The organism is Methylobacterium hispanicum (assembly GCF_022179285.1).
GTDB lineage: Bacteria > Pseudomonadota > Alphaproteobacteria > Rhizobiales > Beijerinckiaceae > Methylobacterium > Methylobacterium hispanicum.
Map to the genome: position 1 here is coordinate 16,964 of NZ_BPQO01000034.1, position 26,689 is coordinate 43,652.

The 26,689-nt window shown below is 70.9% G+C and carries 23 protein-coding genes; 5 read left to right on the plus strand and 18 right to left on the minus strand.

The window, feature by feature from the left end; translation table 11 throughout:
* Window positions 1-355 precede the first annotated feature (355 nt).
* The 8 genes from MFF56_RS27320 to MFF56_RS27355 form a co-directional block, all read right to left on the minus strand.
* Entirely contained in the window at window positions 356-697 is a 342-nt protein-coding gene (locus tag MFF56_RS27320; protein ID WP_066924823.1) for a pPIWI-associating nuclease domain-containing protein, read from the minus strand.
* Window positions 698-706: 9 nt separating this feature from the next.
* Entirely contained in the window at window positions 707-1,402 is a 696-nt protein-coding gene (locus MFF56_RS27325) for an FRG domain-containing protein (protein WP_238231823.1), read from the minus strand.
* Window positions 1,403-1,513: 111 nt separating this feature from the next.
* The gene (locus MFF56_RS27330; RefSeq protein ID WP_066924821.1) at window positions 1,514-2,695 is read right to left on the minus strand and encodes a hypothetical protein; all 1,182 of its coding nucleotides are present in this window, start codon (window positions 2,693-2,695) and stop codon (window positions 1,514-1,516) included.
* A complete protein-coding gene (locus MFF56_RS27335; RefSeq protein ID WP_063111002.1) occupies window positions 2,692-3,036 on the minus strand; it encodes a hypothetical protein in 345 nt (114 codons plus the stop codon). The genes MFF56_RS27330 and MFF56_RS27335 overlap by 4 nt, the downstream gene beginning before the upstream one ends.
* Window positions 3,037-3,039: 3 nt before the next feature.
* A complete protein-coding gene (locus MFF56_RS27340) occupies window positions 3,040-3,672 on the minus strand; it encodes a 7-cyano-7-deazaguanine synthase (RefSeq protein ID WP_066924819.1) in 633 nt (210 codons plus the stop codon).
* Window positions 3,669-4,691, minus strand: coding sequence for a PfkB family carbohydrate kinase (locus MFF56_RS27345; RefSeq protein WP_238231825.1), 1,023 nt, complete (start codon window positions 4,689-4,691; stop codon window positions 3,669-3,671). Before MFF56_RS27345 ends, MFF56_RS27340 begins: the two co-directional genes overlap by 4 nt.
* Before the next feature lie 161 nt (window positions 4,692-4,852).
* A complete protein-coding gene (locus tag MFF56_RS27350; protein WP_238179518.1) occupies window positions 4,853-5,197 on the minus strand; it encodes a hypothetical protein in 345 nt (114 codons plus the stop codon).
* A gap of 119 nt (window positions 5,198-5,316) precedes the next feature.
* On the minus strand, window positions 5,317-6,051 hold the full coding sequence (locus tag MFF56_RS27355) for an 8-oxoguanine DNA glycosylase (protein WP_066920526.1): 735 nt from the start codon (window positions 6,049-6,051) through the stop codon (window positions 5,317-5,319).
* A gap of 51 nt (window positions 6,052-6,102) precedes the next feature.
* Here MFF56_RS27355 and MFF56_RS27360 point away from each other — a divergent pair, with 51 nt between their 5' ends.
* The 3 genes from MFF56_RS27360 (at window position 6,103) to cueR (ending at window position 10,114) form a co-directional block, all read left to right on the plus strand.
* Complete coding sequence (locus MFF56_RS27360; protein WP_082772950.1) at window positions 6,103-6,450, plus strand: helix-turn-helix domain-containing protein; 348 nt, start codon at window positions 6,103-6,105, stop codon at window positions 6,448-6,450.
* A gap of 686 nt (window positions 6,451-7,136) precedes the next feature.
* Window positions 7,137-9,668: a heavy metal translocating P-type ATPase gene (locus tag MFF56_RS27365; protein ID WP_066920528.1), complete on the plus strand. Its 2,532-nt coding sequence runs from the start codon at window positions 7,137-7,139 to the stop codon at window positions 9,666-9,668.
* On the plus strand, window positions 9,665-10,114 hold the full coding sequence (gene cueR / locus MFF56_RS27370; RefSeq protein ID WP_066920529.1) for a Cu(I)-responsive transcriptional regulator: 450 nt from the start codon (window positions 9,665-9,667) through the stop codon (window positions 10,112-10,114). Before MFF56_RS27365 ends, cueR begins: the two co-directional genes overlap by 4 nt.
* A gap of 490 nt (window positions 10,115-10,604) precedes the next feature.
* On the opposite strand, the gene MFF56_RS27375 is transcribed toward cueR, so the two are convergent.
* From MFF56_RS27375 to MFF56_RS27405, 7 genes are all read right to left on the minus strand, one after another.
* Window positions 10,605-11,321, minus strand: coding sequence for a nucleotidyltransferase family protein (locus tag MFF56_RS27375; RefSeq protein WP_197430506.1), 717 nt, complete (start codon window positions 11,319-11,321; stop codon window positions 10,605-10,607).
* Between the two features lie 43 nt (window positions 11,322-11,364).
* Window positions 11,365-12,810 carry a dGTP triphosphohydrolase gene (gene dgt / locus MFF56_RS27380; protein WP_238231827.1) on the minus strand — a complete coding sequence of 482 codons (1,446 nt, stop codon included), beginning with the start codon at window positions 12,808-12,810 and terminating at the stop codon, window positions 11,365-11,367.
* Window positions 12,811-13,279: 469 nt separating this feature from the next.
* Window positions 13,280-13,801 carry a hypothetical protein gene (locus MFF56_RS27385; RefSeq protein ID WP_066920367.1) on the minus strand — a complete coding sequence of 174 codons (522 nt, stop codon included), beginning with the start codon at window positions 13,799-13,801 and terminating at the stop codon, window positions 13,280-13,282.
* A gap of 540 nt (window positions 13,802-14,341) precedes the next feature.
* Complete coding sequence (locus tag MFF56_RS27390; protein WP_066920369.1) at window positions 14,342-15,634, minus strand: hypothetical protein; 1,293 nt, start codon at window positions 15,632-15,634, stop codon at window positions 14,342-14,344.
* A gap of 1,282 nt (window positions 15,635-16,916) precedes the next feature.
* Window positions 16,917-17,651 carry a hypothetical protein gene (locus MFF56_RS27395; RefSeq protein WP_156453581.1) on the minus strand — a complete coding sequence of 245 codons (735 nt, stop codon included), beginning with the start codon at window positions 17,649-17,651 and terminating at the stop codon, window positions 16,917-16,919.
* A 99-nt stretch (window positions 17,652-17,750) separates the two neighbouring features.
* Complete coding sequence (locus MFF56_RS27400) at window positions 17,751-17,918, minus strand: hypothetical protein (protein WP_156453582.1); 168 nt, start codon at window positions 17,916-17,918, stop codon at window positions 17,751-17,753.
* 586 nt (window positions 17,919-18,504) lie between these two features.
* Window positions 18,505-18,954 (minus strand): hypothetical protein, encoded by a 450-nt coding sequence (locus MFF56_RS27405; protein WP_066920372.1) that lies wholly within the window; start codon window positions 18,952-18,954, stop codon window positions 18,505-18,507.
* Between the two features lie 725 nt (window positions 18,955-19,679).
* On the opposite strand from MFF56_RS27405, the gene MFF56_RS27410 reads away from it, so the two are divergent.
* Window positions 19,680-22,325, plus strand: a complete 2,646-nt coding sequence (locus MFF56_RS27410; RefSeq protein WP_066920374.1) for a sensor domain-containing phosphodiesterase — start codon at window positions 19,680-19,682, stop codon at window positions 22,323-22,325.
* A gap of 1,020 nt (window positions 22,326-23,345) precedes the next feature.
* Here the strand turns inward: MFF56_RS27410 and MFF56_RS27415 are convergent.
* From MFF56_RS27415 to MFF56_RS27425, 3 genes are all read right to left on the minus strand, one after another.
* Entirely contained in the window at window positions 23,346-24,179 is an 834-nt protein-coding gene (locus MFF56_RS27415) for a hypothetical protein (protein WP_066920378.1), read from the minus strand.
* Between the two features lie 13 nt (window positions 24,180-24,192).
* Entirely contained in the window at window positions 24,193-25,551 is a 1,359-nt protein-coding gene (locus MFF56_RS27420) for a hypothetical protein (protein WP_238231830.1), read from the minus strand.
* Window positions 25,552-25,858: 307 nt separating this feature from the next.
* Window positions 25,859-26,161 carry a metal-sensitive transcriptional regulator gene (locus tag MFF56_RS27425; protein ID WP_066920382.1) on the minus strand — a complete coding sequence of 101 codons (303 nt, stop codon included), beginning with the start codon at window positions 26,159-26,161 and terminating at the stop codon, window positions 25,859-25,861.
* Between the two features lie 160 nt (window positions 26,162-26,321).
* Between MFF56_RS27425 and MFF56_RS27430 the strand changes: the two genes are divergently transcribed.
* On the plus strand, window positions 26,322-26,654 hold the full coding sequence (locus MFF56_RS27430; protein WP_144766838.1) for a four-helix bundle copper-binding protein: 333 nt from the start codon (window positions 26,322-26,324) through the stop codon (window positions 26,652-26,654).
* The last annotated feature ends 35 nt before the right edge of the window (window positions 26,655-26,689 follow it).

Here is a 26,689-nt window from a genome sequence, read left to right on the forward strand (position 1 = left end):
AAAGCTTGGTGAATAACGGCGCGGCCGCGGCATCCCCCCGGATGCACCGCGCCCCGCCAACTACGCCCACCGGGAGGCACGTCGGCCGGAAATCGGCCTCTCGGCTTCACCCGTCGCCGAGCATTTCTCAACGAGCCAGGCTCGCTCTTGAACGGCGGGTCGCGCCCGTCCGTCGGATCGTTGATGATCCCGAAGTCCTCGCCAGGTTCATAGAACACTCGACCGCAATCGAGGTCAGGTGCGAATGGCCCGCCTTCGGTCAGGAAGTACGCATCACCGTCGTGTCTGACGTAGAGGGGGACTCATCCCTCCGCTCCGTCACCATAAATACGCCCCTGCGGTTCCCGTGGCCGTTTCAGGCGTAGAAGCTGCTCGTGTCCACCTTCAGTCGCAGGATGACCGGTCCCGCGGGGGAGAGGCTGCCCTCGAACCGGCCTGGAAAGGTCTCCGATACCGTAAGGCCGTCCGCGACGCTCCCGTAATTCAGGGTGCAATGGACGTTGATCGGTCCCTCGAAGCTGCCGCCACGCACCTTGATCTCGTCGGCGAAGACCTCGACGGAGTCGACGTGCGTGTTCGACGACAGGGCGTCCAGGTCAGCCCAGGCTTCGGTCCCGCTCAGGTCGATCTCCCGCACGGCCGTCGCGACGGCCTGGAGGACAGCCGCATCCGTGTTCGCTGCGTCAGGGCCCGGCATGCAACCTCCTCAGAATACGGCGGCGCCAATGCCGAGACGCTGCCGATACTGCCAGCTCAGCGAGAGGCACACGCCCTCAAGGCTAGCCCAGATATGGGCCGCATCGATGCCGAGGCTGAAGAGCTTGCGCTGGAAGCGCGACCGGACTGCTCGCGGTATGACGAAGCTGTTTTCAGCCAGTCCGCTCGGCATCCACGGTTCGCTGGGCCTGGGATGGACGGAGAACAACCCGCGCTGGCTCGCAATCCTCGGGGCCGTCGTGGTCGGAAGCAGGAAGCCCACGCGGTCGATCTCGAACGGGCCCGGCCCCTCCTCCGGATTGATGACGAGCGTGTCGTCGACCGGGTAGGCGTAGATCACGGCATCGGCGTCCAGGGGGTCGCTGGAGACCGCGAAGAAGCACGCGACGAGCGGGTTGGTCGTCCAGTCCAGGAGGCGCGTCGGCAGCCCGAAATGCTGCCCCAGGGCCAACCAGTCCCAATCGGTCGCCCCGGGCAGCGAGACGTGCAAGCGTGCCTCGCGCTTGAAGGCGCGGAACAGGTGCTCCTCGAACAGCGGGTCGTGGTTCGGCGTGCGGCCCGCGCTCGGCATACATAGGAATTCGCGGGACGCGCAGCCCCGAAAGACCCAGCGCGAGTGCATGCGCCGGTCCAGGAAGTCCTGGAAGGATTGCCAGGTCTCCTGCGCCGACTTGAGACGCTCCACGGTGTCCGCGGCCGAAGCCGAGCCACGCGGCTGGACCGGTTCCGCCGAGACGCCACGGATCGGTTTGGGAGGGGGTCGGGTCGGAGGTCTCATCGACGATGTCCGGTCGGGTCAGCGCATTCCGGCCAGGTGTGCGCGGTACAGGGCGGTCGTGAAGTCACGGGCGATCTCGCACGACATGCCCGCGTGCACCGCGAGGTCCGTCGCAGCCACCGCTTCCGCCAGGACGACCACCGGAACCCCGACGGCCCGGGCGTGCCCAATGACGGCGCTCGTTCCCGGGTCGCCGCCATCCGCAAGCGCGAGGACAGCCGTGCAGGCCCTCAGCCCGGCGAGCGCGGGACCGGCGCTCGCGGCAAGCCGCTCGCCGTACTCATGGAACGGCGAGAACACCTCGCTCCCGAGATCAAGAAGCCACCACCGTGCCTGGTCGAGGAGCCAGCGTTGAGGCAGCGTCGCCGCCGGTCCCGAAAGAAAGACCCGCCCCCCATGCGCCGTGTCCGGCTGCGGCACGAGAGCGCCCAAGGCATGCGGCGCCGGGAGAGGCAGGCGATGACCGTCGTTGAAATGGGCGACGCTGCGCGATGCCAGGTCGGCGGCCTCGACGGGGTCGAGCCGGCGCTCGCCCCAGTAGTGCGCGAAGGCGGCGCAGAACACGTCGCCGGAGCCGATCTTGAACCACGTGTCCGATATGTAGGCCGGAACCAGCCGCGGCTTCGTGTCACCGACATAGACGCTGGCGCCGCCGATGGCGTGGCGGGCGACGACGACCGAGGCGCCCTCATCGGCCATGATGCGTGTCGCCACATCCATCGCCGCCTGCGACGGATCCGCCGCAGCGAGCATGTAGTCCCTCACCACGTATGCCAGCTCGCCCGCCCGCGACCCCGACGCCGAGAAGGCCGCCTCGGGACTGTCCGACTGCGGGTCGTGGACGGCCCGGCCGGCCACGACCGTGGACGGCCCCTCCAGCATCCCGAAGCTCAGCACGACCTCCCCGGAGACCGTGATGCGGGGCAGACCGGCCGACGCCTTGGGCACGGGCTCCTTGCTCAGGGGATGGTAGTACTCGAAGACGAGTTCCTTCTCGATCTCGACCACTTCGGCACGGACGCCGAACGACGCCATGGTCGCGCGTACGTCCGCCGCCCAACCCGAGTAGGCGTAGGTGTGCAGCACGGAGCCGGGCGAGAGCCCGCTCACGGCCACGGCGGCCCGGCCACCGGAACCGTAAATCCGGTCCCATTCCGGGTAAGCGCAGACCTCCCGGTAACTGCCGCCCACGATGATCATGGGTCGGTCCTCGACACCGTCACCACGCACCGCGTCGACGAGACCTCCTCGACATGGGCGACGAAGGGCACCTCCCGCGCGAGGCAGTCGAGAAGCCGCGTCAGACCCGGGAACGCGGCGAGGGCGCCCACCACGGCGCCCTCGCCGTTCCGGCAGATCGCGCCGACCGCGGCCCCCTCGTGGACAAGCTCGATCCGCAGGTCGTCGCCCGCGCGTACCCGGTCCGCCGCCTCACGACGCACCCCTATCAAGTCGACGGTGAGGTGGAGGTCGCAACCGTCGCCGGACTGCTGCAATCGCCGCGGAGCCCGCCCTCGCCGGCCCGGGGGTCCTCCCGACATGACTCAACCTCCCGTCGCCGCGGACGCCTGGACCGCGGTGCCGGCGCGGGCCCGGCCGCCATCGATGCGCGCCAGCGTTTCCTGGTGCTTCTCGCAGCCACGGCACCGACCGCAGGCGTATTCCATGACATGGCAGGAGAAGGTGGCGCCCAGGAGTGAACGGGGGATCCCCGACCGCCTGACAAGCTCCAGGGCCGAAAGGTGGCGCGCGGGGGCCATGACCCGGACGCCTCCCTCCTGCAGGTGCATCAGCCGGTCGACGGTCCGCAGGAAGGGAGCGCGACCGTCGGCATGGACATCCGTCCTGATCGCCCCGAGCAGGATCTCGGTCAGTCCCTCGGCCACGAACCGCATGCCGGCGAGCGTCACCAGCATCTGGTTGCGGTAAGGCCACCACTCGGGCGCGCGCGCCAGATCCGACGCCGCGCGCCCCGCGAGCGGGCCAAGGCCAAGGGCCGACAGGTCGACCCGCGCGACCTCGTGGCGAAGTCCGAGCTCGCGCGCGACCGAGGCCGCCGCGGCGATCTCGCCCTTGGCCGGCCTCTGTCCGTAATCGACCGTGAGGCAGACGTCCGGCCTCTGCCAGGCGGCGATGGCCGCCGAGTCGAGGCCGCCCGAGAGCAGGAGCGCCCTCATTCCATGGCGGCCCAGGCCGCCTGGTAGAGCGCGGATGTCAAGTCGCGAGCGACCCGGCAGCCGGTGCCGACGAGCATCGTCAGGTTCGGGTCGTCGAGGCGCTCGGCAAGGACGACGACGGGCTTGCCCCGGGCGCGCGCGTACCCGACCTCGAACAGGGTGCCCGGATCGGCGCCGTCGAGCAGCGCGAGCAGCGCGGCGCAGCGGTCCAGGCCTTCGAGATCGGCGGCCGCGGTTTCCTGGGCCGGACGGCCCGTACCGACCTCGTGCAGGGGAGAGAACACCGGCGCGCCCAGTGCCTGGAGCCGTTCGAGCGCCTCCTCGACGAGCCAACGTTGCGCGAGGTCGAAGAAGGGTCCTGCCAGGTAGATCAGGCCGGGACGTCGGCCAGCGGGGAGGGCGGGCTGGGACGCGAGTTCGGCGGCGGGGGGCAGGGGCAGCGCGTGGTAGTCGACGAAGTGTGCGACGCTGCGCGAGGCCAGGTCCGCGGCGTCGACGGCGCCCAGCCCGCGCTCGCCCCAATGGTGCGCGAAGGCCGCGCTGAACACGTCGCCGGACCCGATCTTGAACACGCGCTCGGAGCGGTAGGCCGGGATGTCGGCCGGCACGCCTCCGGCCCGGAACACTCGCGCGCCCTCGCACCCGCGCTTGACCACGACGACCTCGGCGTCGTGCGCGGCGAGCAGCGCGGCGCCCACGTCGTCGCCCGCCGCGCCGGTCGCGGCCTCCGCCTCGCCCTGGTTCAGCACGACGGCGAGGCGCTCGGCCCGGGATCCGTTGGCGCGGAAGGGGCTCGCCGCATGGCCGGTCTGCGGATCGTGGACGGCGCGCCGCGCCGAAACGACGGCGTCGCCTTCCACGAAGCCGAACCGCAGCACCACGTCGCCGGACACGGTGAGGGCAGGTTGCGCAGCGGGCACGGCCGGTTCGAGCAGCGCGGGCGAGAGGGGATGGAAGTAGGAGAACGAGATCCTCTCGTCGATCGGTTGGACGGTCGCGCCCACGCCGAACGCGTGCATCGAGCTTCGGACGTCCGAGACCCACCCCCGGTGGGCATAGGTATGGAGTTCGGTCCCGGGCGACAGCCGGCCGACCGATGCGGCGGCCCGCCCTCCGGAGCCGAAGAGGCGCCTCCAGCGCGGGACGGCACAGACTTCCAGGTAGCAGCCGCCGGCGACGATCAACGCGCCACCCGCTCGACCAGGACGCGACAGCGGGTGCGGTCGACCTCGATGACCCGGGCCTCGTACCGATGCCCGGCCCGCAGGCAGCCGAGGAGTTGGTCCAAGCCCTCCATGCCCGCGAGCGAGCCGACGATGTCGGCCGCGGGCCGCGTGCGGCACACGGCCGTCTCGAAGGGATCCTCCCGGTGCAGGGTCACGTCCAGGACGTCCCGCTCGCGGACCGTCGCCACCGCAGGGGTCCGCACGCCCGTCAGGTCGGTGTCGTAGCGCAGGTTGCAAGGGTCCGCGCCCCCGCCGAGCCCTTCGCCGCCGCCCTGGCCCTCCTGCCCCCGGGGCGACACCGGTGACGGCGTACCTGGCCCCAGACGCGGGCCCCTGCGTGTGCTGGACTTGCTACCGCCTGACATCGCGATCCCTGGACGCAAACCTAGACGATAGTGGCCTCTTTCGCCGGCCGCCGTCAAACGGGACCCCGGCCGATATTCCTCATCGCCCGCCACATCACCGCGTCGAGCAGGGACGGCCTGGCGCCGAGCGCCCCGCAGAACTCCAGGAAGCGCCGCTCCAGCGCCTCGTAGTCGCGCGGTACCCGCATCGAGCGGTCGAAGAGGCCGATCAGGAGACCGGCCCGGATGATGTGAATATCCAGGATCGCGACTTCGTCGCTGCCCAGCCAGTTGCGGGTGATCCAGGATGCGGTCTTCGGCCCGATGCCCGGGATCCGCATGAGGTGGCGGCGGAACGCCAGGGCGTCGTCGGTCGGGGGCGGCTCATCCTCGATCATCCCCAACGCGACCGCGAGCCGTCGGGCCCGCTGGTGCGGGAAGCGGTAGCGGACCGGGCGGCCGCCGAGCAGGACCGGCTGCAGCAGCAGAGCTTCGATATCCGCCTCGGCCGGGCGGCGTCCCGGCACGAACACGCCGGCCTCCACCAACCGGTCGTGAACGGCATGGTTGACCTCAGCCGTGATGCCGTAGCCGCCGAGCAGGCAGAACCCGACCTCCTCCTGCAGGGAGCCGTCGCGGTTGACGAACCCGTCGGACTGCTCGCTGGCGCGGCTGACCATGTCCGCCCAGAACGCGGCACTCGGCACCCACTCGGGCCGACCCCAGCGGACCCCGGGCACGACCTCGGCATCCGGATCGGGCAGCGTACGCCGTGCAGCCTTCGGGCGGCCTTCCGCTTCGAGCAGCATAGTCGCGATTCCCCTTGACGCCGTCCCCGGATATTCATTTTCATTCAAACCATGAGAGGACGCAAGGCAGGATCCGGCGACGGAGAGCGCGCCGCCATCGCGGCGGCGCTGGAACGAGCCCGCCGAGAGGACGGCCTGAGCCAGGACGCGCTCGCCCGCACGCTGGGCTCCAGCCAAGCCAACATTTCAAAACTCTTGCGCGGTCGACATACCCCCCGCCCGGAGCTGGAGGCAGCGATACGATCCTACCTCGGCGGCCGGCACAAGGGCGCCGCCCTCCCGTCGGAGGCATGGACGCGGCGCCTCCTCGCGGCCTGCGAACGCTCGCAGGCCTTCCGCGACGTCGTCGACGCGGCGCTGCTGCTTGTGAATGAAAATGAATATCCCGACCGAACATGACGGCGACCCGGGGGCCTCCGGCGTTCACGACCGACGACGCTCCCGGGTCGTCCGTCGCGGTCGACGGCCGGGTGCGGGCCGCAGCGCCCGGTCCGCATTCCGGCGGTGAGCACCGACGTGTCAGCCGCCTGAGCGGCTCCGACCACGCGGCAGGATGCACCTGAGCCGCCTCGGGAAAGCGGCACCGGCCCGGCTGCTGAACCGGCTCGGGAGCAGGGGGGGGGGACGCCGCCGTGCCGCCGGCGCAGGCCCCGTTTCGGCGTCGGTCCCTGGCCCGCACCGGCCGATCACGTCCGCACGGACGGCCGCCTGCCGGGCTCGACCGCCGTCCTGCCGGCGACGGAAGAGCGCCGGCCACGAAGATGTGCGGGCATGTTCATCCCCGTCTCGCTTCCGCCAGGTTCCCGCGTTCGACGTCCGCCGCCAGCGCCCTCCGGCTCCGGCCGTGGCGTGCGGGCCGGCCACGCGCGCTGCCTACGCGACGTGCCTCATGCGGCAGCCGCACGCCATCTCCGCGACGGAAGGCGGCAAAGGGACCGGATCTCTTTCGAGGCATGGAGGACGACGCATCCGCGCGCCGCCGGAAGGGCGAAACCCGCCTTCGCGAGATCCCACCCTTGACCTTCCAACGATGGGAAGCCCCATTTCCGGCGGCGTCCGGTTCATGACACCTGAGGAGTTGGCCGATGGAGGCTCAGTCCAGGCCGAGGAAGGCCGCGGGAACGACAATCAGCCTGCCTGTCGAGGGGATGAGCTGCGCGTCCTGCGTCGGCCGTGTCGAGCGGGCCCTAGGCAAGGTCGAGGGCGTCGAGGCCGTCAGCGTCAACCTGGCTACGGAACGCGCAGATATCCGGGCCAGTGGTTCGCTCGATCCTGAGCGATTGGCGCAGGCCGTCGAGGCCGCCGGCTATTCCGTGCCTGCACAAGCCGTCGAGCTCTCCATCGAGGGCATGACCTGCGCATCGTGCGTCGGACGCGTCGAGCGCGCGCTCAAGGCGGTGCCGGGTGTCGCCGAGGCGACGGTGAACCTCGCGACCGAGCGGGCGAGCGTGCGCGGCACGGCCAACCTGCACGCACTCGCCGCCGCCATCTCCGCCGCGGGCTACACCGCGCGTCCGGTCGGCGGGTCCCCCTCCGTCGACGATGAGGCCGCGCGGCGCAGGGAGACCGAGCGTTCGGGCCTCGGGCGCGATCTCTCCATCGCCGCCGTGCTGACGCTGCCCATCTTCGTCCTGGAGATGGGTTCGCACCTCATCCCCGGCATGCACGCGATGGTCGCGCGGACCATCGGCATGCAGCAAAGCTGGTACGTCCAGTTTGCGCTGACGACCTTGGTCCTCGCCGTGCCCGGCATCCGCTTCTACGTGAAGGGCATCCCCGCGCTGGTTCGCCTCGCGCCGGACATGAACTCGCTCGTGGCGGTGGGCACGCTCGCGGCCTACGCCTACTCAGCCGTCGCGACCTTCGCGCCATCCTTGCTGCCCGCGGGGACGGTCAACGTCTACTACGAGGCGGCGGCCGTCATCGTCACCTTGATCCTGCTCGGCCGCTTCCTGGAGGCCCGGGCCAAGGGACGCACCTCCGAGGCGATCACGAGACTGGCCGGCTTGCAGGCGAAGGTCGCCCGGGTCCGGCGCGGCGGCACCTCGGTCGAGATCCCGGTGTCAGACGTCGTGGCCGGCGACATCGTCGAGGTGCGCCCCGGCGAGCGCATCCCCGTGGACGCCGCCGTGACCGACGGGGAGAGCTACGTCGACGAATCGATGATCACCGGCGAGCCGGTCCCGGTGGCGAAGACCCGAGGCAGCACGCTGGTGGGCGGGACCGTCAACAGGCAGGGTGCGCTCACCTGTCGCGCGACGGCGGTCGGCGAGGCGACCGTGCTGTCGCAGATCATCCGCATGGTCGAGGAGGCTCAAGGCTCGAAGCTGCCGATCCAGGCCTTGGTCGACAAGGTGACCATGTGGTTCGTGCCAGCCGTGATGGCGGCGGCGGCGCTGACTTTCGCCGCTTGGATCGTGCTCGGGCCGTCGCCGGCGCTGACCTTCGCGCTCGTCAATGCGGTGGCCGTTCTCATCGTCGCCTGCCCCTGCGCCATGGGCCTCGCCACACCCACCTCGATCATGGTCGGCACCGGTCGGGCCGCCGAGCTGGGCATCCTCTTCCGCAAGGGTGAGGCGCTCCAACTCCTGAGGGATGCCAAGGTCGTCGCGGTCGACAAGACCGGCACGCTGACCGAGGGTCGTCCCGCCCTGACGGATCTGCAGGTGACCGCAGGCTTCGACCGTGCGTACGTACTGGGGCGGATCGCGGCCGTCGAGGACAGGTCCGAGCACCCGATCGCACGGGCCATCGTAGCGGCGGCGCAGGCCGAGGCCATTCCGCTACCCGAGGTCCAGGCCTTCGAAGCCGTCGCCGGATTCGGCGCCAGGGCCGAGGTCGACGGCGAGCGGGTGGAGATCGGCGCCGACCGCTACATGCGTGAGCTCGGGCTGGACGTCGGGGCCTTCGCCGCGGCCGCGGCGCGGATGGGCGACGAGGGCAAATCCCCGCTCTACGCCGCCATCGGCGGGCGCTTGGCCGCGGTCATCGCGGTCGCCGACCCCATGAAGGACACGACCCCAGCCGCGGTCGCCGCGCTGCGCGCCCTCGGGCTCAAGGTCGCGATGATCACGGGCGACAACCGCCGCACGGCGGAGGCCGTCGCGCGGCGGCTCGGCATCGACGAGGTGGTCGCCGAGGTGCCGCCCGCCGGCAAGGTCGAGGCGGTGCGCAGGCTGAAGGCGGAGCACTGCAAGCTGGCCTTCATCGGCGATGGCATCAACGACGCGCCCGCACTCGCGGAAGCGGATGTCGGCTTGGCAGTCGGCACCGGCACCGACGTCGCCATCGAGGCCGCCGACGTGGTGCTGATGTCGGGCAGCCTGGGCGGGGTCGCGACCGGCATCGCGCTGTCGCGCGCGACCATCGCCAACATCCGGCAGAACCTGTTCTGGGCATTCGCCTACAATACGGCCCTGGTCCCGGTGGCAGCGGGGGCGCTATACCCCGCCTGGGGCGTCCTGATGTCGCCGGTCCTCGCCGCGGGCGCGATGGCCCTGTCGAGCGTCTTCGTCCTCGGCAACGCGCTGCGGCTGCGCGGCTTCCGTCCGGAGGAGGCGATACCGCGCGCCGGCCTCCGCCAGGTCGGCGCGCCGGCGATGGGAGGAACTCCATGAACATCGGTCAGGCAGCCAGGGCCTCCGGCGTCTCGGCCAAGATGATCCGCTACTACGAGCAGACCGGCCTGATCCCGCCGGCCGGCCGCAGGGATTCCGGCTACCGGGACTACTCGTCCGAGGACGTGCACATGCTGCGCTTCGTCCGGCGGGCCCGGGACCTTGGCTTCTCCATGGCCGCGATCAACGAGCTCCTCGACCTGTGGCGCGACCGGTCAAGGCGGAGCGCCGACGTCAAGCGGGTCGCGACGGCGCACATGATCGAGCTTCGCGAGAGGATCGCCCACCTGAACCAGATGGTCACCACGCTCCAGACATTGGTTGATTGCTGTTCGGGTGACCACCGGCCGGATTGCCCGATCCTGGCCGACCTGGAGGAGCCCGCCGAGGAACACCCCCGGAAGCGTCCGTCAGGCGCCCTGCAGCGTCCCAACCCACGGCCTTGATCGAGCTGGACCCGGGAGCGTGCCGCCGGGCCCGCGCCCCTTCCCCTCGTCGCGGCGCCGCACCCCGTCGACCGGCCATCTCCAAGGGCATTCCGGTCCGGGAAACGCGCCCGCGCCCCGATGGGGCGTGGTCGGCGCGCGCCCTGGCCACACGGCCATGCTCGCACGCGGTCACCATGCGTTGCCGCCCGCCGCGCGCTGCCGTGGGTTGATTGACGCCCGACCTCGGCCCGGTGGCCAGGGGTGGTGGCGTCCGCCTCGGCGCAAGGTCGGTTCCGTGGACAGGGCCCGGCAACTCGTGAGGCGCCCCGGCCTCGAAGCCGGGATCGCGCGGGCCGGACCAGGACGGTCCGGGGCATTTCGACCGCCTCGGCGCCGGCGGCGCACGATGGGCACGGTCGGGGCGCCTAAACCGGTTCGTCCGGTCCCGCCCGTCCCGGCCGGGTTCCTCTTCACCCGCGACGGTGGCGAGGGCCGCAGGGCCCCATTATCACGGTCGTGCTTGCTCGCTCCGGGCAAGGCCGGTCGGCGCGCCCGCGTGCCGCGCCGGCGGCCGTGGCCCCGTGCCGGAGGATAGCGGGCGCAGGTCTGCCAGGATGCTGGACAGGCGTGATGCGAGGTTCCCGTCGAGGCAACCCGCATGCCCCTTGGCCATCCTGCGGAGATACCTCTCCAGGCCAGGCCCGACGGCCTGCTGATGTTCGAGGAGGATCCGTAACGCGCGGACCACGACCCCGCGCGGGTTCGGGTTCTCTTCCAGGTTGGTGTCGACGACCGCGTCGCGCAGCCAGGCCGTGAAACGCGGCCCGTGGTGAACCTGGCGGGAGCCGCACAGGTAAAGCACGGCGTCGCAGTCGAAGAAGGTGGTGTGCACCAGGTCGGCCAGATGGGCGGCCTGCACGTGGCCGGACCGGACCGCCCAAGTGGAGGGTAGGGCCCACACGTCGTACGTGTGGCGGCGCCCGGCGATGCGGTAGCCGCCGAAGCGGTTCCGAACGGCCGCGCCGTCCCGCATCAGCTCCGCCAAGCGCGCCGGCGGCGCGTGCACGACCAGGTCCACGTCCGACGCGAAGGCCGCAGCCCCGCCCCGGGCGAGGTCCCGGGCCATGCCGCCGAAGATCGCAACCTCGCCCACCTGCCCGAGATGGCCGATCAGATCCGCGATCTCGGGGCCCCCGCGAGCCTCGTCCGCGAGGAAGGCCTGCATTCGCCGGCACAGCTCCGCGCCGTCGCGGACGGGGGAGCCAAGGTCAGCCATGGTGCCGCCTCAGGTCGTCGCGCAGGGACACCGCGAACGTGTCGGTCATACCCGAGATCATGTCGGTGACGAGCTGCAGTTCGCGGTAGCGCAACGGCATCGCGTTCCCGGGCGCCTCGGCGACGCGCCGGTAGTTCTCCGAGATCCGGGAATACACGTAGGCCGGCAACGCCTCGCGGTCGGAGCGCAGGTCGTCCGGATCCTTGCGCCCGACGATGGCCTTCCAGAACATGTCCATGAGCTCGTGGACGGTCCGGTGCCCGTCGAGCTCGACTTCGAGGACGCTGCGGTGGCGGTAGACGTGAAACTTGGCGAAGCGCTTCAACGAGGTCCACAGCACGACCGCCTCGGAGGCCGCCATCAGCTCCCTGTCGAACGCGCCGGCCATGATGGCATCCCGGTTCGCCACGAACGCCCCGACCGCGGCCCGCACCATCTTCCCGATGGCGTCGACGCGGAACATCTGCATCGAGATGTCGTCGAGTTCACCGGGCGACAATCCCGCGTCCCGGAACTCGGCGTGGCTGCGCTCGGCCCGCTCGCAGACGTCGAGCGTCAACTCGTCGTCGCAAGCGTCGTGACGCAGCCAAGCCATCAGCACGTTGAAGTTGATCAGCTTCTTCTTGGCCGCGTCCTCGACGTCCACCACCGAGTACGCGATGTCGTCGCAAGCCTCCATCACAAAGGTCAGGGGATGGCGGACGCCCTGCCGCAAGCCGGTCTCGGCCCAGACCTCGGCGGCGATCTCGGCCTCCGATTGGAAGAAGTTGAACTTCTTTCTTGCCTGGGAGGTCTTGTCGACCGCGTCCGACGGCACGGGGTACTTCATCAGGGCCGCCAGGAAGGCATAGGTCATGTTCAGGCCGAAGTCGTCGTTCAGGATCTGCAATCGCGTCAGCAGCCTGAACGCCTGTGCGTTGCCCTCGAATTTCAGGAAATCACGGCGCATCGGCTCGCTCAGGTCCGGCGCGTCGAAGATGTCGAACGAGGTCGGTTCATCCTTTCGCCGGGCGGAGTGGCGCTTCACCCAGGTCTGGATCGCGGTCTCACCCTGATGTCCGAATGGCGGATTGCCGAGGTCGTGGGCGAGCCCGATGGCCTCAAGGAGGGCGGGCACGTTGCGCAGGGGCTCGACCTCCGCGGGGAACCCCAGCGCCCCGCCGTGCACGAAGGCGAGGGTGGTCCCCATGCTCCGCGCCATGTTCGCCACCTCGTGGCTGTGGGTCAGCCGGGTGCGGACGCTGTCGTTGCGTTCCAAGGGGAAGACTTGGGTCTTGTCCTGGAGGCGCCGCACCGGCGTCGAGAACAGGATACGGTCGTGGTCACGCTCGTGCTCGGTCCGGTCCTCGCCCAGCCGCGCCGTGTAGGCTCTGCCTGCGGCCTTACCCTTGCGCCGCTGGGAGTTGAGGAGGCGTCCCCAGTCGAGTTGATCTGCCATCCCTCGATCCCGTTGCGGCGAGGACGCCCGGTCCACCGCCCACCCACAACACCGTGCACCCCGGTCTACGTTCCGGCCCGCCGACGCGTCACGCCGGGATTCCGCTGTTGTCCACGGATTCCGTTCGGAACGGTGCCACTCGCGCCGGCAAGACACTAGGGCAGGCGCACCAGGATTGGAACATAGGGCGAACGAGATCGGCGGGGACCGGCCGCTCCGGAGGGCTCGGCCTAGCCCCGCCTACACCGAACTCGGAGGAGCGGCGCATGCCAGCGCCCTGCGCGACCGGCGTGTCCTGCTCGGAGCCCGCACCCTGAGCGGAAGCGGCGCGCGGCGACGCGTCGTCTGCATCGCCAGCCGTGCCCGCCGGCAGCCACACCCGGCGCGCGAACACACAGATGGCCCGCCCCGACGGCACTGGCGGGCCGGGCGAGGGGGCACGAGCGGGCCCGGCGCGCCGCCGCGGCCCTCACGCCGGTTCCGGGCGCTCCTGTGGCTCGCGATCCGGGCCTTCCGCACCCGGCGCCGTCACGGCTACGGCGACCGCAGCACCGACGATGGCGCCTCCCAGGGCCGCCGCGGCCAATGCCGCAGGTGCCGGCGGCCGACCCTTGAGCGCCTCGGCCAGGACGGCCTCCGCTTCGGCCTCGCTCTCACGCACAGCGAGCATCAGCTTGGGACCGAACTTGAGGACCGATCCGGCGCCCTCGTGGTGGATGGCGGGGCTCGGCGGCTCCACCTCGCGGACCCGTTCCGCGCTGACCATCATCTCGATGGCGCCCTCGGGAGGGGTCAGCCGAGCCATGGCAGCCCCGGCTGCGGCGAACTTCGCGGCCAGGGAAGCCACCGTTTCCACGGAGTAGATCCGGTCACCCGTGATGCGGAGCATCACCGCATCCTTGAACTCGTGGTCAAAAGCCTGACGCATCCACAGGAGCTCGTCCGGAGCGATATACTCGACGTCGCCACCCGGCATCCTGACGATCACCATGTCGGCTCCCCCTGTCATCTAAGCTCGACAACAACATGAGTTCGAGCTTGGTGTCCATAAGGCGCTGCGTGCTTTCACCGGCTGCCGGACCGTCGGTCGCGGGAACCTTGGCCGTTTCCAATGCCCGCGCGGCCGGGCGACATCCCGAGGCCTCGCCACCGGCAACGCGAGCGGCCGTGGAGCATGCCCGCGGCCGTTCCATCCGCGTCCGATCCCGGCACGCGCCCGGCCATGGTAGGTGCGGCCCGAGGAACATGGCGCCGCCGTGCCGCCTCGCGTCGCTTCAAGAGGACAGGGGGAACCGGAGAGTGCCCGCTCGATCCCTCCTACGATACTGTGCGGCCCGAGGCTTCCGTCGCCACGTGCCGAGCCGGCAGGGCGGCTGCCGACCGGTGCCGGCGCGCCCCGAAGGCGCCCCGGTTCATCATCGAACCCGGACCGGCGACGTCGGCCCGGGGCTTGCGCCGCTCGCGCTATGTGGGGCCGGCGCCCGCGACATCGGCCGGCCCTCCCTTCAACCCGCGCCCGGCAGAACGCCGTTCAGGGCAAGGGGCCTGTTCCTGGATCGGGCGCGGCCGACCGCGTCATGAAGAACCGCTCCTTTCCCTCCGCCCACGCGAAGCCGACGCGCGCCAGTTCGGAGACCGGTGGTCCACCGTCGTCGGCGGCGAACCGCAGGGTCACGCCCTCGGCGTCGGCGGCCCGGACGAGCCAGTCCGCGAAATCCGCCGGAAGCTGGCCACCGGCGCGGCAAGCGATCACGAGCTGGTCCTCCGCGTAGGCATCGAGCACGAAGCCGTCGCCGCCGTCCCGTTCCAGGATGCGGCGCATCAGGCGGAAGGAGGAGGTGTCGAGTTCCGGCGGCACATGGGCGTCTAGACACGCGTCCACCTCGGCCCAGGCGGGCCGGTCGGCCCGGTGGCCGGGCCCGACGAGATCCTCTGCCCTGTGCTGCATCGAGCCGAGCTGAAGGTCGAAGCAGGTGGCGACCGCAAACCGGATCCCGTGTCGCGCCAGGATAGCCCGAGCCCGCCCGGACAGGTCGCCGCTGCGTTCGACGGCGACCTCCATGACCTCCAGCCCGGGATGGCGCCGCAGCACGGTTTCCAGCGCCTCCCCCAAGCCGCCCCAGATATCGCCCTGCAGCCCTTCGAGCAGGCGACGACGCCAGGGCGGCCCCTCCAAGCCCCGCTTCCTCGGTCCCCCGACCGGGGGCGACCGCAGAACCGGCGCGGCCCGGGCGAACGACGCGCTTCGGACCGCTCCTAGCTCCGCCTCGAAGATGGCGTCCGCGAGGCGCACCACGAGGGGCGCGAGCGCCTTCCGCGCCGCCTTGCGGAACTCATGCGCGACCGACCGCACCTGACGGGCAAGCGTGTCGTCGCGTGCCCCCGAATCGTACCCGACCGCTCGCGAGCGGCCCGCCCCCTGGGCGAAGGTCCGGGCTTCGAGGGCCTCGACCGCGCGCATCAGGATCGGGAGCGCCTCAAGGAAGCGGACGGCACCGTCGAGGTGATCCCGCGCCGTGGTGTGCTCCGGGACCTCGCCCGCGATCTGTCCGACAGCCGCGAGGAGGCCGGAGACGTCCCGCGGGTCCCGCAGTTGCGGCAAGGCGGAGAAGGCGGCGCGATGGAGTGGGTTGCGCGACCTGGCGAGCGGCATGACGACCCCGTCGAGCCACGTCTGCCTGAGGTGCTTGCGCAAGCCGACGTCCAGGCCGTGCAGCTTGGACCGCAGGATGCCTCCCGCTTGGCTGGCAGTGAGAAGGTTGTCCAGCAACACGTTCAGGATCATGCTCGATTCGGGCGCGCAAACCGCGAAGACGGCCCGCATCGCCCGACGGATTTCCTCCTCCGAGACGGGCGGGATGCCGGCGGTAGAAGCGTCGGACGCGTTGAAGGCACACGGAACTTGGCCGGAAGTGGGCATGCGGGCACCGGAGAGTTGGGACGGAGCCGCCCCGCCGCGGATCAGGCACCCTCGCGGGGCCCGCCGGGACCGCCGCTCGCGAGTGGCGCGGGCCCGAATCGGCAGAGTGCTGCTCCGCCCGGGAGCACGCGTTGATCGTCCGGGCGGTCGTGAAAGGGACAAGCTGCGACCCGCCCCCGATCCTCGGCCGCAAGCGGGGACATCCGTGTGCCAAGCAAGGCCTGGCCCGCGCGGTCACAGGATTGCGTGGCTCTCAGGCCGAGCGCTGGTCTCGCCTAACTCCGGGGAGGGCGGTGACGCGGACGGGGAGTTGAGCGGGGTCTGGACCTTCCGCGTGTTTCACAACCGCTCGGAACCCCTGACCGGGATCGGGGATCTGCTCGCGGGGAAGGGCGCGCTCACGGTCGAGCATGCTGCGGCACCTGGCGCGTTGCCAGCTTGTCGCTCGGCACCTGCGGGGCCCTGATCGAGTCCCTCGTCCTTAACGCCATGCACATGCGGTGGAGCTTGGTACCGCGCGATCCCGCGAGCGGAGAGCCCACCTTCCTCGGGCGTCTCGACCACGAGACCGGCGGCGAGTGGCTGCTTCCCCCTTCGACTTCCCGGGCGAGTTCTGCTCCTCCCATGTCCAATTCGGTGCCCTGGCGGCTTCCCGACCGAGTCGACCAGCGCATCGGCGGCTGGCTCGGCGCCCACGAGGCCCTCCAATCCGAGGAGGTGGCGGCCGCGGAGGTCGGGGGGCATGGTTCGCCGATGGCGCCGGGTCAGGAACCGTGGCCCGGGCCGCCGGGTGCCCGAGGCGGGCACGTGCGTCTCGACGAGGAGGGGTGCGCCGGGCGCTCCGCACCATCCGACCGGCCGGAGGGCGAGGGTGAGCCCGGCGGGGCCGCGGTCGTGCCGGGTTCGATCGGTGCATCGCTGCCGCGGCGCGGGGGCGGCGACGCTCGTGCCCACCATCGCGCGACCCTGGCCCCCCGCCTTGACGCCTTCTCAAGGCGCTTGCCGGTTGCGCCCGGCGAGCGGCTTGGCTTCCGACGGACCCCGCCACTCGGCGAGGGAATGCCGCGGCCCGGTGTCCGCTGGGGCCGCGAAGCAGGGACATCGGCCCCTGGATTGGGCGCGCCTCGCCCTCCGGGTCGGACGTCAGGGCCCGGCGGGCGACGGCGGGCCCATGGCCCTGCCAGGCCTAGCGGCGGCTTGCCGCCATCCGGCCGACCATGTTCCGGCCGGCCTTGCCCCGCAACGCCCAGGCATGAGCCCGCGACGCTGCCGGCGGGCCGGCGGGCGGGACGGTCCGCATCGGATCCACGTCACGGCTGCGCGGGGACGCGTAGCACGCGGAGATCCAGGCATGCACCGCGCCGACGAGCGCCGCCATGGTCACGGCGCTTCGCCCTTGACCGTCCCGACAGGCCCCGGACCGGCCCAACAGGGCGTTGAGGTGCGCGTGTCCCGGAAGTGCACGTGCGGGCCGGTGCAGGACCTGGATCCCCATCCGCCACGCGGCCTCGTGGAAGCCCGTGTCATGGTACCCGACGGCGTGGTCCACCACGATGACTTCCGGCACGCCCAGGCACGGCCAGGCCGCACCGAGCCCGCCCGCCGTGCCCGAGCCGTCACCGAACAGCCTGAGGACATCGACCGGTCTGCGCCGCTCCGCGTCGAGGGCGGCGGCGACGACTAGGCCCGTGCCCTCGTCGCGGCCCAGCGTCATGTGGACGACGTCGAGGCCGAGGTCCGCGACGCGAACGGCGAGGGCTGCCTGGCTGATGCCTACGCACGCCAGCGCACGCGGGGAGGGGACGTTGACGGGCCTGTACCGGTCGTGCGCGTCCGGCGGCACCTGGCGGCACGATGCTGCCCGGGCGGGATCATCGAGGGCGGGAGGGGAGGCGTTCGTTTCCTGGTCACGGGTCTTCATCACGGAACTCCGGCATGACGGCCGCGGGGCGGCCCGTCGCTGGACAGGGGACTCCCCCGGCCTGGGCCGGGGGAGGGGAGCGAACCGCGGTGCGGACGCTCAGCGGTCGGCATCGTCCCCGTCGGAGGGGCCCCGCCCGTCGATGTCGGCGGCCCGGCGGCCCAGGGCGCGCGCGATGTCGCCGTCCCACCGGTCGAAGTCGGGGTCGAGGAAGGCAGCGGAGACGGGGTCGTCGTCGGTGAGGCCACCGAAATCCAGGTCGTCCATGGGTCTTGTCCTCTCGCAGGCGAAGGGACCGGGCCCGCGCCCCTCGGGGGCGGGTCCTCGGCGATGGTCGCCAACGGGATCCAGGACGAACGCAACGAGACGCTTGCGCAGGCGCGCATGTGCGGCTAGTGTACGCCCGTCGATCCGAGCGGCCTGGCAGCCTCTCGGAGAAACCCGTTGGCCTTGGCTGGCCAATCCCGAGCCTTTGGGCGCGGGATGCCTGACACTCGCGGCAGCTGCGACACTGAGAGGCGAGTTCAGGGTAAAGCGCGCGGCCCATGGGCCGCGCGTTTCTTTTTGCTCGTCCGAGACTTGAGGTCCCGGGTCAGCCCGACCCAAGGGCGGGCCACGAGCCCGTGCCCGCCCGACCGGCCGGTCAGCCGCCGGAGCATGCGGGCGAGAGGTCAACGCCCGCTTGAGGTGACTGGCCGCCATGCACGCCTCCATCATCCAAGTCGAATAGTACCATGTTCCGGCAAGTTTTTACACCTGCGGTGTAGCTTGCCTGGACTGACTTTTCCCGGTTGGTTAAGGTTCAGGCACCCGCCCGCCCCGACTTCTCCGGCCGCCGTCATCTGGTGCCTACTTACGCCGGAGGCAGCGCGTACCACCGGCGAGCAAGCTCATCGTGGCGGACCAGGCCCAGGCGCTTCAAACGCGTCTTCGCCTTCTCGGAAGCGTCCTTGCTCATCTTGGCGTCTCGGACGGCATCGTTCAGCTCGGTCCCGGACAGGCCGGCCTCTCCAGCCCGCTCCAGCGCCTCCACGATCACCGTGGCCGCACGACCTAGGACCACGGAAGGCGCCCCCGTCCGCACGGGCTTCGCCGGAGTAGGGGGCGAGGTCGGCGTCACGGGCGAGGGCATCGGGACAGGCTCCGTCCCCGCCTTTGCCAACAGCTCCTCCATGCGCTCCTTCTGAAGGTAGAGGACCGCCAGACGCGACGCGGTCGAGCGCAGGAACCTGTTCTGCTCCTCGACGACCTTATCGATCTCCTCCTCGATGCGCCTGACGGCGGAGCGAAGGTCGTTGAACATGGTGTGCTCCCCTGGCCTGAAGCCGCGCAGCCCTGGGCGAAGCTGCAGGCCAGGGCATCCATGGCCATGGCCATAGCTACGGCACCCGGCGTCGGACGGCAAGCATTTCGGACCATGGCCCGCTAGCGAATGGCGGTAAGGTTAAACAAGCCTTTCACCGGATGCGTATCGCCCTCTAGAGCCATCTCGGCCGCGCCTCGGCGCGCCACCCGGATGGACACCGGGCCGGACGCGGTCGCCCGTTCCGACGCGACGCCGCTGGAGCCCAGGGCCAGGTGCCGGTGCGGAGCCTCCCCCGCGGCAGCGCTCGCTCGCGGTCATTGCGCCGAACACGGCCATGGCGCCGTCGGGAACCGGCGCCGATGCAGCTCGGCCCTGGTGTAAACCGGCCATGGCCAGGCCCCCGCTGGACCATGCGTGGGTCAGCCGGCCGAGGCCGCGCGGCTCAGACAGCGGCCCCCGCAAGTCGCGTGTCGCGACCGTTTCAAGGGAAGGCCGGCCAGGGGGCGCGGCATGCCGCGCGAGCCCACCGCCCCGGCCCACAAGACGCCGGCGCCCTGTCCATGGCCAGTCTAGCGAGGCGGCCGGGCCAGAATGCCTGCCCAGAACCCCCCGTAGGTATGCCTTAACGGTTGACGCCGATACGTTCGCTTGAACGGCGGCGCAGCGAGCCGCCCGCCCCTCCCGATGAAGGCCGGTCGAACGGCCGGGCACTGGACGAGCGCATGATCCCGCCTGCCGATCACGAGGCCGAACGCCTGACGGCCCTGCGCAGCCTCGGCATCCTCGGTTCGCCGCCCGATCCCGATCTCGACGCCATCTGCCGCCTCGCCGCCGAGATGCTCGGCACGCCGACCGTGGCCGTCTCCCTCGTCGACGCGGAACGGCAGTGGTTCGTGGCGGGCGTCGGGACCTTCGCGGTCAGCACAGCCCGGAATGCCGCCTTCTGCAACCACGCCATCCGGTCAGACGACATCCTCGTGGTCGAGGATGCCGGCCTGGACCCGCGCTTCGCGGGCAACCCGCTCGTCACCGGCGCGCCCGGCATCCGGTTCTACGCCGGCGCGCCCCTCAGCCTGAAGCACGGCCTGCGGCTCGGCACCCTCTGCCTCATCGACACGCAGCCGCGGGCGCTGGATGATGCGCGGAGGCGCCGGCTCCGCGACTTCGCCGCCCTCGCCGTCTCGCACCTTCGCCTGCAGGAGACGAAGGTCGCCCTGCAGGCGCGCGAGAACGAACTGCACCGGGCAAACCGCGACCTCGGCCTGGCGGAGCGTTGGGCCAAGATCGGCCACTGGCGCATCGCGTTCCCCAGCGAGCGCATCACGTGGTCGGACGGGATGTACCCCATCTTCGGCCGTCCACCCGGGGCCGGGGCGCCGACGAAGCAAGCGGTGCTCGACACGTTCCATCCGGAGGACCGAGAAGATGTGCGCGTCCGCCTTGAGCGGACCGCCATGGGAGGTGAGGCCTACGAGCATCGTCCGCGCTTCGTTCGTACGGACGGCGAGATCCGCGTCGTGCTGGCCCACGCGGTCGCCGAGCGGGACGCCGCGGGCGAGGTCGTCGGGCTGTTCGGCGCCTGCATGGACGTGACCGACCTCGTCCGGGTCGAGGACGACCTGCGCGCGACCTCGGCGCTGCTCCGCGCAACCTTGGAGCACATGGACCAGGGCCTCCTTATGGTGGACGCCGCACGGCGTGTCCGCGTGCACAACCGGCGCGCGCTTGAGCTTCTCGACCTGCCGGGGGAGCTCCTGCGCGGCGAGCCGAGTTTCGAGGCGGTGCGGCGCCATCAGGTCGCCCGCGGCGAGACGGCGGACCCGGCCGAGGCGCTGCCTCCTTCGGGACGGGAGCAGGCGAGGGAGGCCGACAGCCGGATCCACGAGCGGGAGCGCCCGGAGGGGACCGTCCTTGAGGTCCGTACGGTGCCGCTCGAAGGCGGCGGGATGGTGCGCACCTACACGGACATCACCGCGCGTAAGCGGGCCGAGGCCCAGATCGCCCACATGGCGCACCACGACGCGCTGACCGGCCTCGCGAACCGGACCCGCTTCCGCGAGTGCCTCGACCGACGGCTCGCAGAGGTCGGCCACCACGACGCGACGTGCGCCGTGCTCTGCCTGGATCTCGACCGCTTCAAGGCGGTGAACGACACGCTCGGCCACCCGGCCGGCGACGCGCTGCTACGGTCCGTCGCTGCCCGGATGCGCGACCGCCTACGGGAGGGGGACGTCCTGGCGCGGCTCGGCGGGGACGAGTTCGCCGTGCTGACCGCTCCCGTCGCCAACCCGGGGCAGGGCGCCGCCGTGGCCGCGCGCCTGGTCGAGGCCCTTCAGGCGCCGTTCCGCATCGAGGGACACGAGATCACGGTCGGGGCCAGCATCGGGATCGCGCTCGCGCCAGAGCACGGCCGGGACGGCGACACGCTGTTCAAGAACGCCGACCTCGCGCTTTACGCGGCCAAGGACTCGGGCCGCGACGGGTACCGGTTCTATCACCCTGCGATGGGTCAGGCCGCGAGCGGCCGGCAGCGGCTGGAGCTCGACCTGCGCGGGGCGCTCGCGCGGGACCAGTTCGAGCTGCACTACCAGCCCGTGGTCGACGCGCGCTCGCTGGCGATCACCGGGTTCGAGGCGCTGATCCGCTGGACGCACCCGACCCGAGGCCGCGTCCCGCCGGACGCCTTCATACCGGTGGCCGAGGAAACGGGGCTCATCGTGCCGGTCGGCGAGTGGGTGCTCCGCAACGCCTGCGAGGAGGCGGCGCGATGGCCGGGAGACATGCGCCTGGCCGTCAACGTCTCGGCCGTCCAGCTGATGCGGCCCGGCCTGGTCGAGGGCGTCGTCGCGACGCTGGCCGCCACCGGCCTGCACGCCGGTCGCCTGGAGTTGGAGATCACCGAGACCGCGCTCCTGCGGGACAACCCCGCGGTCCTGGCCTGCCTGCACGAGTTGCGAGGCCTCGGCGTGCGCTTCGCGCTCGACGACTTCGGCACAGGATACTCTTCGCTGAGTTACCTGCGGAGGTTCCCGCTCGACCGGATCAAGATCGACCGCTCCTTCGTCGAGGCGGTGGACGATCCGGGCACGGCAGCCATCGTCGGGGCCATCGCCGGCCTAGGGGCCTCCCTCGGCGCTGCGGTCACGGCCGAGGGCGTCGAGACGGAGCGGCAGCTCCACGCGGTGCGGCTGTCCGGCTGCGGCGAGGCGCAGGGCTACCTGTTCGGCAAACCCCTGCCCGCGGCCGAGGCCGCCGCCTTCCTGCGCCGGAAGGCCGGGACGAAGGCCGCATTGCCCGGGCAGCCCTGGGACCGCTGCGGGCGGGGCAGGTCACGATGCGGACCGCCCTGGCCTGCGCGCCGCGGATGATCCGGCGGACGCCGCGCAGCTAGCTTGGCGGTAGGCGACACGGCCGCTTAAGATTCGTTGCGGTACGCTCGATTCGGCGAACGTCCGTCACGTTCGTCGCCGCCGTCGCAGGGTCGGATACCCGGCCGGCGCTTCGCGGTTACCAAGACAGCGGAGGCGGTCGGAGGCGCCCATGGAGGCTCGGCCGACCACGGCGCTCGACGAGACCTCGCCGGCGGACCTGTTCGCGGCCTCACCGGTCGCGGCCGGCCGCCCCCCCAGCACGTTCCGGCCAGGCTGAGCCGGCGGGCGTTCTCGGGAGCGGGTTCGTCGGACCCTGGATGCCTCTCGAAGTTTTAACGGCAGCCGGTCCACCCCTCGGCCCAGCCGCGACGCCTCCCGGCCAGCTACGACGCACTGCAGAGGTGCATGCGTAGATCCCTCACCGTGGTGACGGCGAACGCAAGACGCCGACCCGCTCGTCCGGTCGCGCGCGCCCGCACTCGTCCCGGACCCGCTTCTCGACCGCTCGGGCGCCGGGGCCACGTGTTCGACCTCTTGCCGCGCACGCGCGCCTCGCCGGCCTCCTGTGCCGCACGCGCGGACAAGGAGCCCCTCGAAGAACGCCGCGCATCCGTGGCACCCGGCGGCACCAGCACATGGACGCACCGCGACCGTGCAGCCGCCGCCCCGTCGCGCGTCGGCGCGGATTGCCCCAAATCCGACGACCGCCTTCGCCGGCGTAAGCCGGTCAACGCAGCGTTCCCAGGGTTTCGCGCGGGCCTTGGCCGCTCGCGTAGGGCTCCGTCGAGGCCGCGGAGGTTAGGATCTGCCTGCCGACGACGCCGCACGCCCCCGCGACGGCGATGGCCAACAGGATGCGCAGGAACGTCCTCCGCGCGGCCGCCAGGACGCCCGGCCGCACACGGCGCCTTCGCCCGGCGTTCCTGGATGTCCAGGCATGGCGTTCCGGGCCCATTCGAACTCTCCGATCTCGCGGTAAACCAGCCGAGGGCCGCGGGAGGCTGCGCGTCCGGCCTTTCAGCGGGGCGGGTCGAACGAGTACGGGAAGCTTAGCGAATGCTGCAGGCCGGCCGTGACGCGGAAGTCCTGCCGGCGGTCGCCGCCGAAGCCGACCCCGACACCCCCGGTCAAGACTGTCTGGGGCGTGACGATGTAGCGGGCGCCGATCTCAGCCAGGTTCACCGCGCGCCCCCTTTCGCGGTCGGTCTCGCGGAAGATGTCGGCGACCAGCACTACGTTGTTCGACACCGGCTGGCTGTAGCCCACCCCGACACGGTAGCGGTCGCGCCGCTCCGCCTCGCGCCCTGTGGTTGGGTCGTAGTTGTGGAACCATGACGCGTTGAAGTGAATCCGGCGCGGCACGTAGGAGTAGGGCGAAAGCCCCTCCGGGTCCGGCGTGCCGATGCTCTTGGTCGCCAGGAACTTGAGCTCGGTCTCGGTCCCGCCCGCCATGCGGCCGTAGGGGGTGTTGACGCCGAGCGCGACCGCCAGGGCCGGCAGGACGAGGTCTTCCTGGTTGAAGTTGTAGAAGCCTTGGGCCCGGAACGCTCCCTGGTCGGTGTCGCTCGCCGTGCCAACCCTGTAAGGCGCCTCGACAGATAACTGGAAGTTCTTGAAGGCCCCCCACTCCACGCGGGGCACGGCCATCAGGCTGCTGAGGCCACGCGGGTCGTTCCGGGTGCGGTTGTACTGGAAGTAGGACTGTACTTCGAGGCCGTTCTCCTTGATCGGGTAGGCGTCCTCGACGGTGATGGGCAGCCCCTCCTCCAGGTTGGTGTGATCCGCGGCGAGCGCCGGGCCGGCGGAGGCGACGAGGGCGGCCGCGAGGGCGGCGCGAACGATCTTCGGCATGGCGCGGGGCTCCTCAGCGCACGGCGACGCGGGCCGGGCCGAAGCTCGGCTCGACGCCCATGTCGATGGGGGCCACGTCCGGGATGCGGGCGGCCTTGGCCTTCCAGGCGGAGACCATGTGCTCGACCATCATGGCCGGGGTCTCCCCGGGCTCGGTCGAGCCCGGCATCATCCGCATGCCGGGGGCGACCTGCATCAAGGCGTCGTGGAGCGAGCCGGGAACCTCGCCGGGCTCGATTCCGAGCCGGCCGTTCATCATCATCTGCCGCATGACGGCGGCCTTCCGGTCCTTGGAGAGGCCGCCCGGATACATCATCGGCAGCATCTCCATGAGCATGTCCATCATGATCATGCCCATCGCGCCCTGGGGCGAGCGCACCCAAGCCGGGTAGGTGCGCGGATCGTAGCCCGGATGCGGCTCGCGGAACTTGCGCGCGTAAACCTCGTCGCCGGGCTGGTAGCCCATGGCCTCGATGACGCGGTACATCTCCGCCCGCTTCTCCTCGACCGACCAGCCCTTGTAGGCCAGGATCGAGTAGGCGATGCCGTGCAGCATGTGCAGGTTGTCGAAGATGTTTGCGCTCTCCGGGCTCATTCGAGAGTAGCGCGGCATGATCTCGCGCGAGAGCACCATTCGCTGCGGGCGGTCGTTAAGGATCTCGCGGTACATGGTCTCCTCGACGGCCTTGATCGCGACCTCCTGATCATGGTTACCCGAGATCATCTGGGCTTCGTAGACGGCCGGATGCCACCAGTGGGCGACGTAGAACAGGCTCTGGTCGAGCGGGTAGAAGTTCCGGAAGTGGTTCAGGTAGGGCTTCATCATGATGCCCGCGCGCCGCATCGTGAGTTCGAGCGGCGCCACGCTGCGGGGCACGCCCGGCGTCTGCATCTCAAGGTAGTAGCGGACCGTGCGGTCCGTCCAAACCTTCTTCTCGGCCCAAGGGATCTCACGGAACGACATCACGTCGTAGGTCTGCTCGTGATGCATGTGCGTCCAGTCGATCGTCCGGAACAGCGTGTGCATCGCCCGGTCGACGTAGCTTGAGTAGTACGGCATCTCCGGCTCGGTCGCCGGCGGATCGCGCAGCCACTCCTGGGCCTCCTTGTCGAAGCGGGCGTCGACGGCGGCGTGGTCCTCGAAGCGCGTCAACTGCAGCAAGTCGTGCTGCTTCGAGTGGAAGAAGTGCATCCCGGCGCCGATGCGGTACGCGCGGTTGTGCCGGTAGAAGAAGGCGAGGTTGTAAGGCCCCTTGAGGAAGCTCACCCCGTTGCGCTGTTCGAGCGCGAGGGCCCGGCCGACGCCCCGCGGCAGGGATGCCGCCGCGCCGAAGACCCCGGCGGCGCCGGTGAGAAGGGCTCGTCGCGACATACCGGCCATCGGCACCTCCGTTATACCCCTCATGGGTAAACGCGCCGACAATCGTTCGTCAAAGCCAGTCGCGAGTTAATCCGCGGCTCCCGGCCGGATCCGGCTGGATGTTGCCAAAGTGCGACAATCCGGGCGGCGGGGCAGGCTGCCCCGCCGCCATCGTCACGCCCCATGCCGGGCAACCTCCGCGATGGCCAGCCGGCAGAATGCAGCGCCGGACGGCAGCTACGGCGGCGCCATGGCGCGCCTCTTGCCCGGACTTCCAGGCGCGGGACCTTGAGCGGGCCTGGCGGGAATGCCGGAGGTGTCAGACGATGCGAGCGATGAGACCGCCGACCTCGTCGGCCAGGCGCTGCCGCTCGGTATCCGAGAGGTTCCCGGCCAGCGAGGATTGCACCAGCGCGTGCATGTGGTCGCGCACCATGTCCGACTGCACGCGCCTGAGCGCAGCGACCACCGCGTCGATCTGGTGCGCGACGTCGATGCAGTAGCGCCCGTTCTCGATCATTTGCTGCACGCCGCGCACCTGCCCCTCGATTCGACGGAGCCGCGGGATCTGCTGCCTATGGTCGACCGGGACGCCTCCATGGTCCTCTTCGGAACCTGCCATGCTGCCGTGTACCTCTGATGGTCGGGCGACCGCTGGCCCCGGGACCCGGAACAATACCCCGGTTGGGTATGTTGACATTCGCGACGCCCCGGCCTCGTCGGCCTCGGGGCTTCCCTTGATAGTAAGGCTTAGCATCCTCCCGAACAATGCGAGCGACGACATGCATCAGATGAGCCACGATATGCAGGCCTGCATCGACGAGTGCCTGCGCTGCTACCAGACCTGCCTCGGCATGGCCTCGAACCACTGCCTGCCCGCCGGCGGCAAGCACGTCGAGCCCGGGCACCTGCGCCTGATGCTTGCCTGCGCCGAGATCTGCCGGACTTCGGCGCACTTCATGCTGCTCGGCACGGAGCACCACAAGCATACCTGCGCCGAGTGCGCCGACGTCTGCGAGGACTGCGCCCGCAGCTGCGAGCAGGTCGGCGACATGCAGGCTTGCGTCGAGCAGTGCCGCCGCTGTGCCGAGAGCTGCCGCAAGATGGCCGCCTGAGCCCGAGGGGCTCTCCCACCACAGCATCGTCGCGA

Excerpts from the sequence above, each read along its gene's own strand:
- MFF56_RS27320 (WP_066924823.1), bottom strand. The coding sequence starts at position 697 with ATGCCGGGCCCTGACGCAGCGAACACGGATGCGGCTGTCCTCCAGGCC.
- MFF56_RS27330 (WP_066924821.1), bottom strand. The coding sequence starts at position 2,695 with ATGATCATCGTGGGCGGCAGTTACCGGGAGGTCTGCGCTTACCCGGAA.
- MFF56_RS27335 (WP_063111002.1), bottom strand. The coding sequence starts at position 3,036 with ATGTCGGGAGGACCCCCGGGCCGGCGAGGGCGGGCTCCGCGGCGATTG.
- MFF56_RS27340 (WP_066924819.1), bottom strand. The coding sequence starts at position 3,672 with ATGAGGGCGCTCCTGCTCTCGGGCGGCCTCGACTCGGCGGCCATCGCC.
- MFF56_RS27345 (WP_238231825.1), bottom strand. The coding sequence starts at position 4,691 with ATGCACGCGTTCGGCGTGGGCGCGACCGTCCAACCGATCGACGAGAGG.
- MFF56_RS27355 (WP_066920526.1), bottom strand. The coding sequence starts at position 6,051 with ATGCTGCTCGAAGCGGAAGGCCGCCCGAAGGCTGCACGGCGTACGCTG.
- MFF56_RS27360 (WP_082772950.1), top strand. The coding sequence starts at position 6,103 with ATGAGAGGACGCAAGGCAGGATCCGGCGACGGAGAGCGCGCCGCCATC.
- MFF56_RS27365 (WP_066920528.1), top strand. The coding sequence starts at position 7,137 with ATGGAGGCTCAGTCCAGGCCGAGGAAGGCCGCGGGAACGACAATCAGC.
- cueR (WP_066920529.1), top strand. The coding sequence starts at position 9,665 with ATGAACATCGGTCAGGCAGCCAGGGCCTCCGGCGTCTCGGCCAAGATG.
- MFF56_RS27375 (WP_197430506.1), bottom strand. The coding sequence starts at position 11,321 with ATGCAGGCCTTCCTCGCGGACGAGGCTCGCGGGGGCCCCGAGATCGCG.
- dgt (WP_238231827.1), bottom strand. The coding sequence starts at position 12,810 with ATGGCAGATCAACTCGACTGGGGACGCCTCCTCAACTCCCAGCGGCGC.
- MFF56_RS27385 (WP_066920367.1), bottom strand. The coding sequence starts at position 13,801 with ATGGTGATCGTCAGGATGCCGGGTGGCGACGTCGAGTATATCGCTCCG.
- MFF56_RS27390 (WP_066920369.1), bottom strand. The coding sequence starts at position 15,634 with ATGCGGGCCGTCTTCGCGGTTTGCGCGCCCGAATCGAGCATGATCCTG.
- MFF56_RS27395 (WP_156453581.1), bottom strand. The coding sequence starts at position 17,651 with ATGAAGACCCGTGACCAGGAAACGAACGCCTCCCCTCCCGCCCTCGAT.
- MFF56_RS27400 (WP_156453582.1), bottom strand. The coding sequence starts at position 17,918 with ATGGACGACCTGGATTTCGGTGGCCTCACCGACGACGACCCCGTCTCC.
- MFF56_RS27405 (WP_066920372.1), bottom strand. The coding sequence starts at position 18,954 with ATGTTCAACGACCTTCGCTCCGCCGTCAGGCGCATCGAGGAGGAGATC.
- MFF56_RS27410 (WP_066920374.1), top strand. The coding sequence starts at position 19,680 with ATGATCCCGCCTGCCGATCACGAGGCCGAACGCCTGACGGCCCTGCGC.
- MFF56_RS27415 (WP_066920378.1), bottom strand. The coding sequence starts at position 24,179 with ATGCCGAAGATCGTTCGCGCCGCCCTCGCGGCCGCCCTCGTCGCCTCC.
- MFF56_RS27420 (WP_238231830.1), bottom strand. The coding sequence starts at position 25,551 with ATGTCGCGACGAGCCCTTCTCACCGGCGCCGCCGGGGTCTTCGGCGCG.
- MFF56_RS27425 (WP_066920382.1), bottom strand. The coding sequence starts at position 26,161 with ATGGCAGGTTCCGAAGAGGACCATGGAGGCGTCCCGGTCGACCATAGG.
- MFF56_RS27430 (WP_144766838.1), top strand. The coding sequence starts at position 26,322 with ATGCATCAGATGAGCCACGATATGCAGGCCTGCATCGACGAGTGCCTG.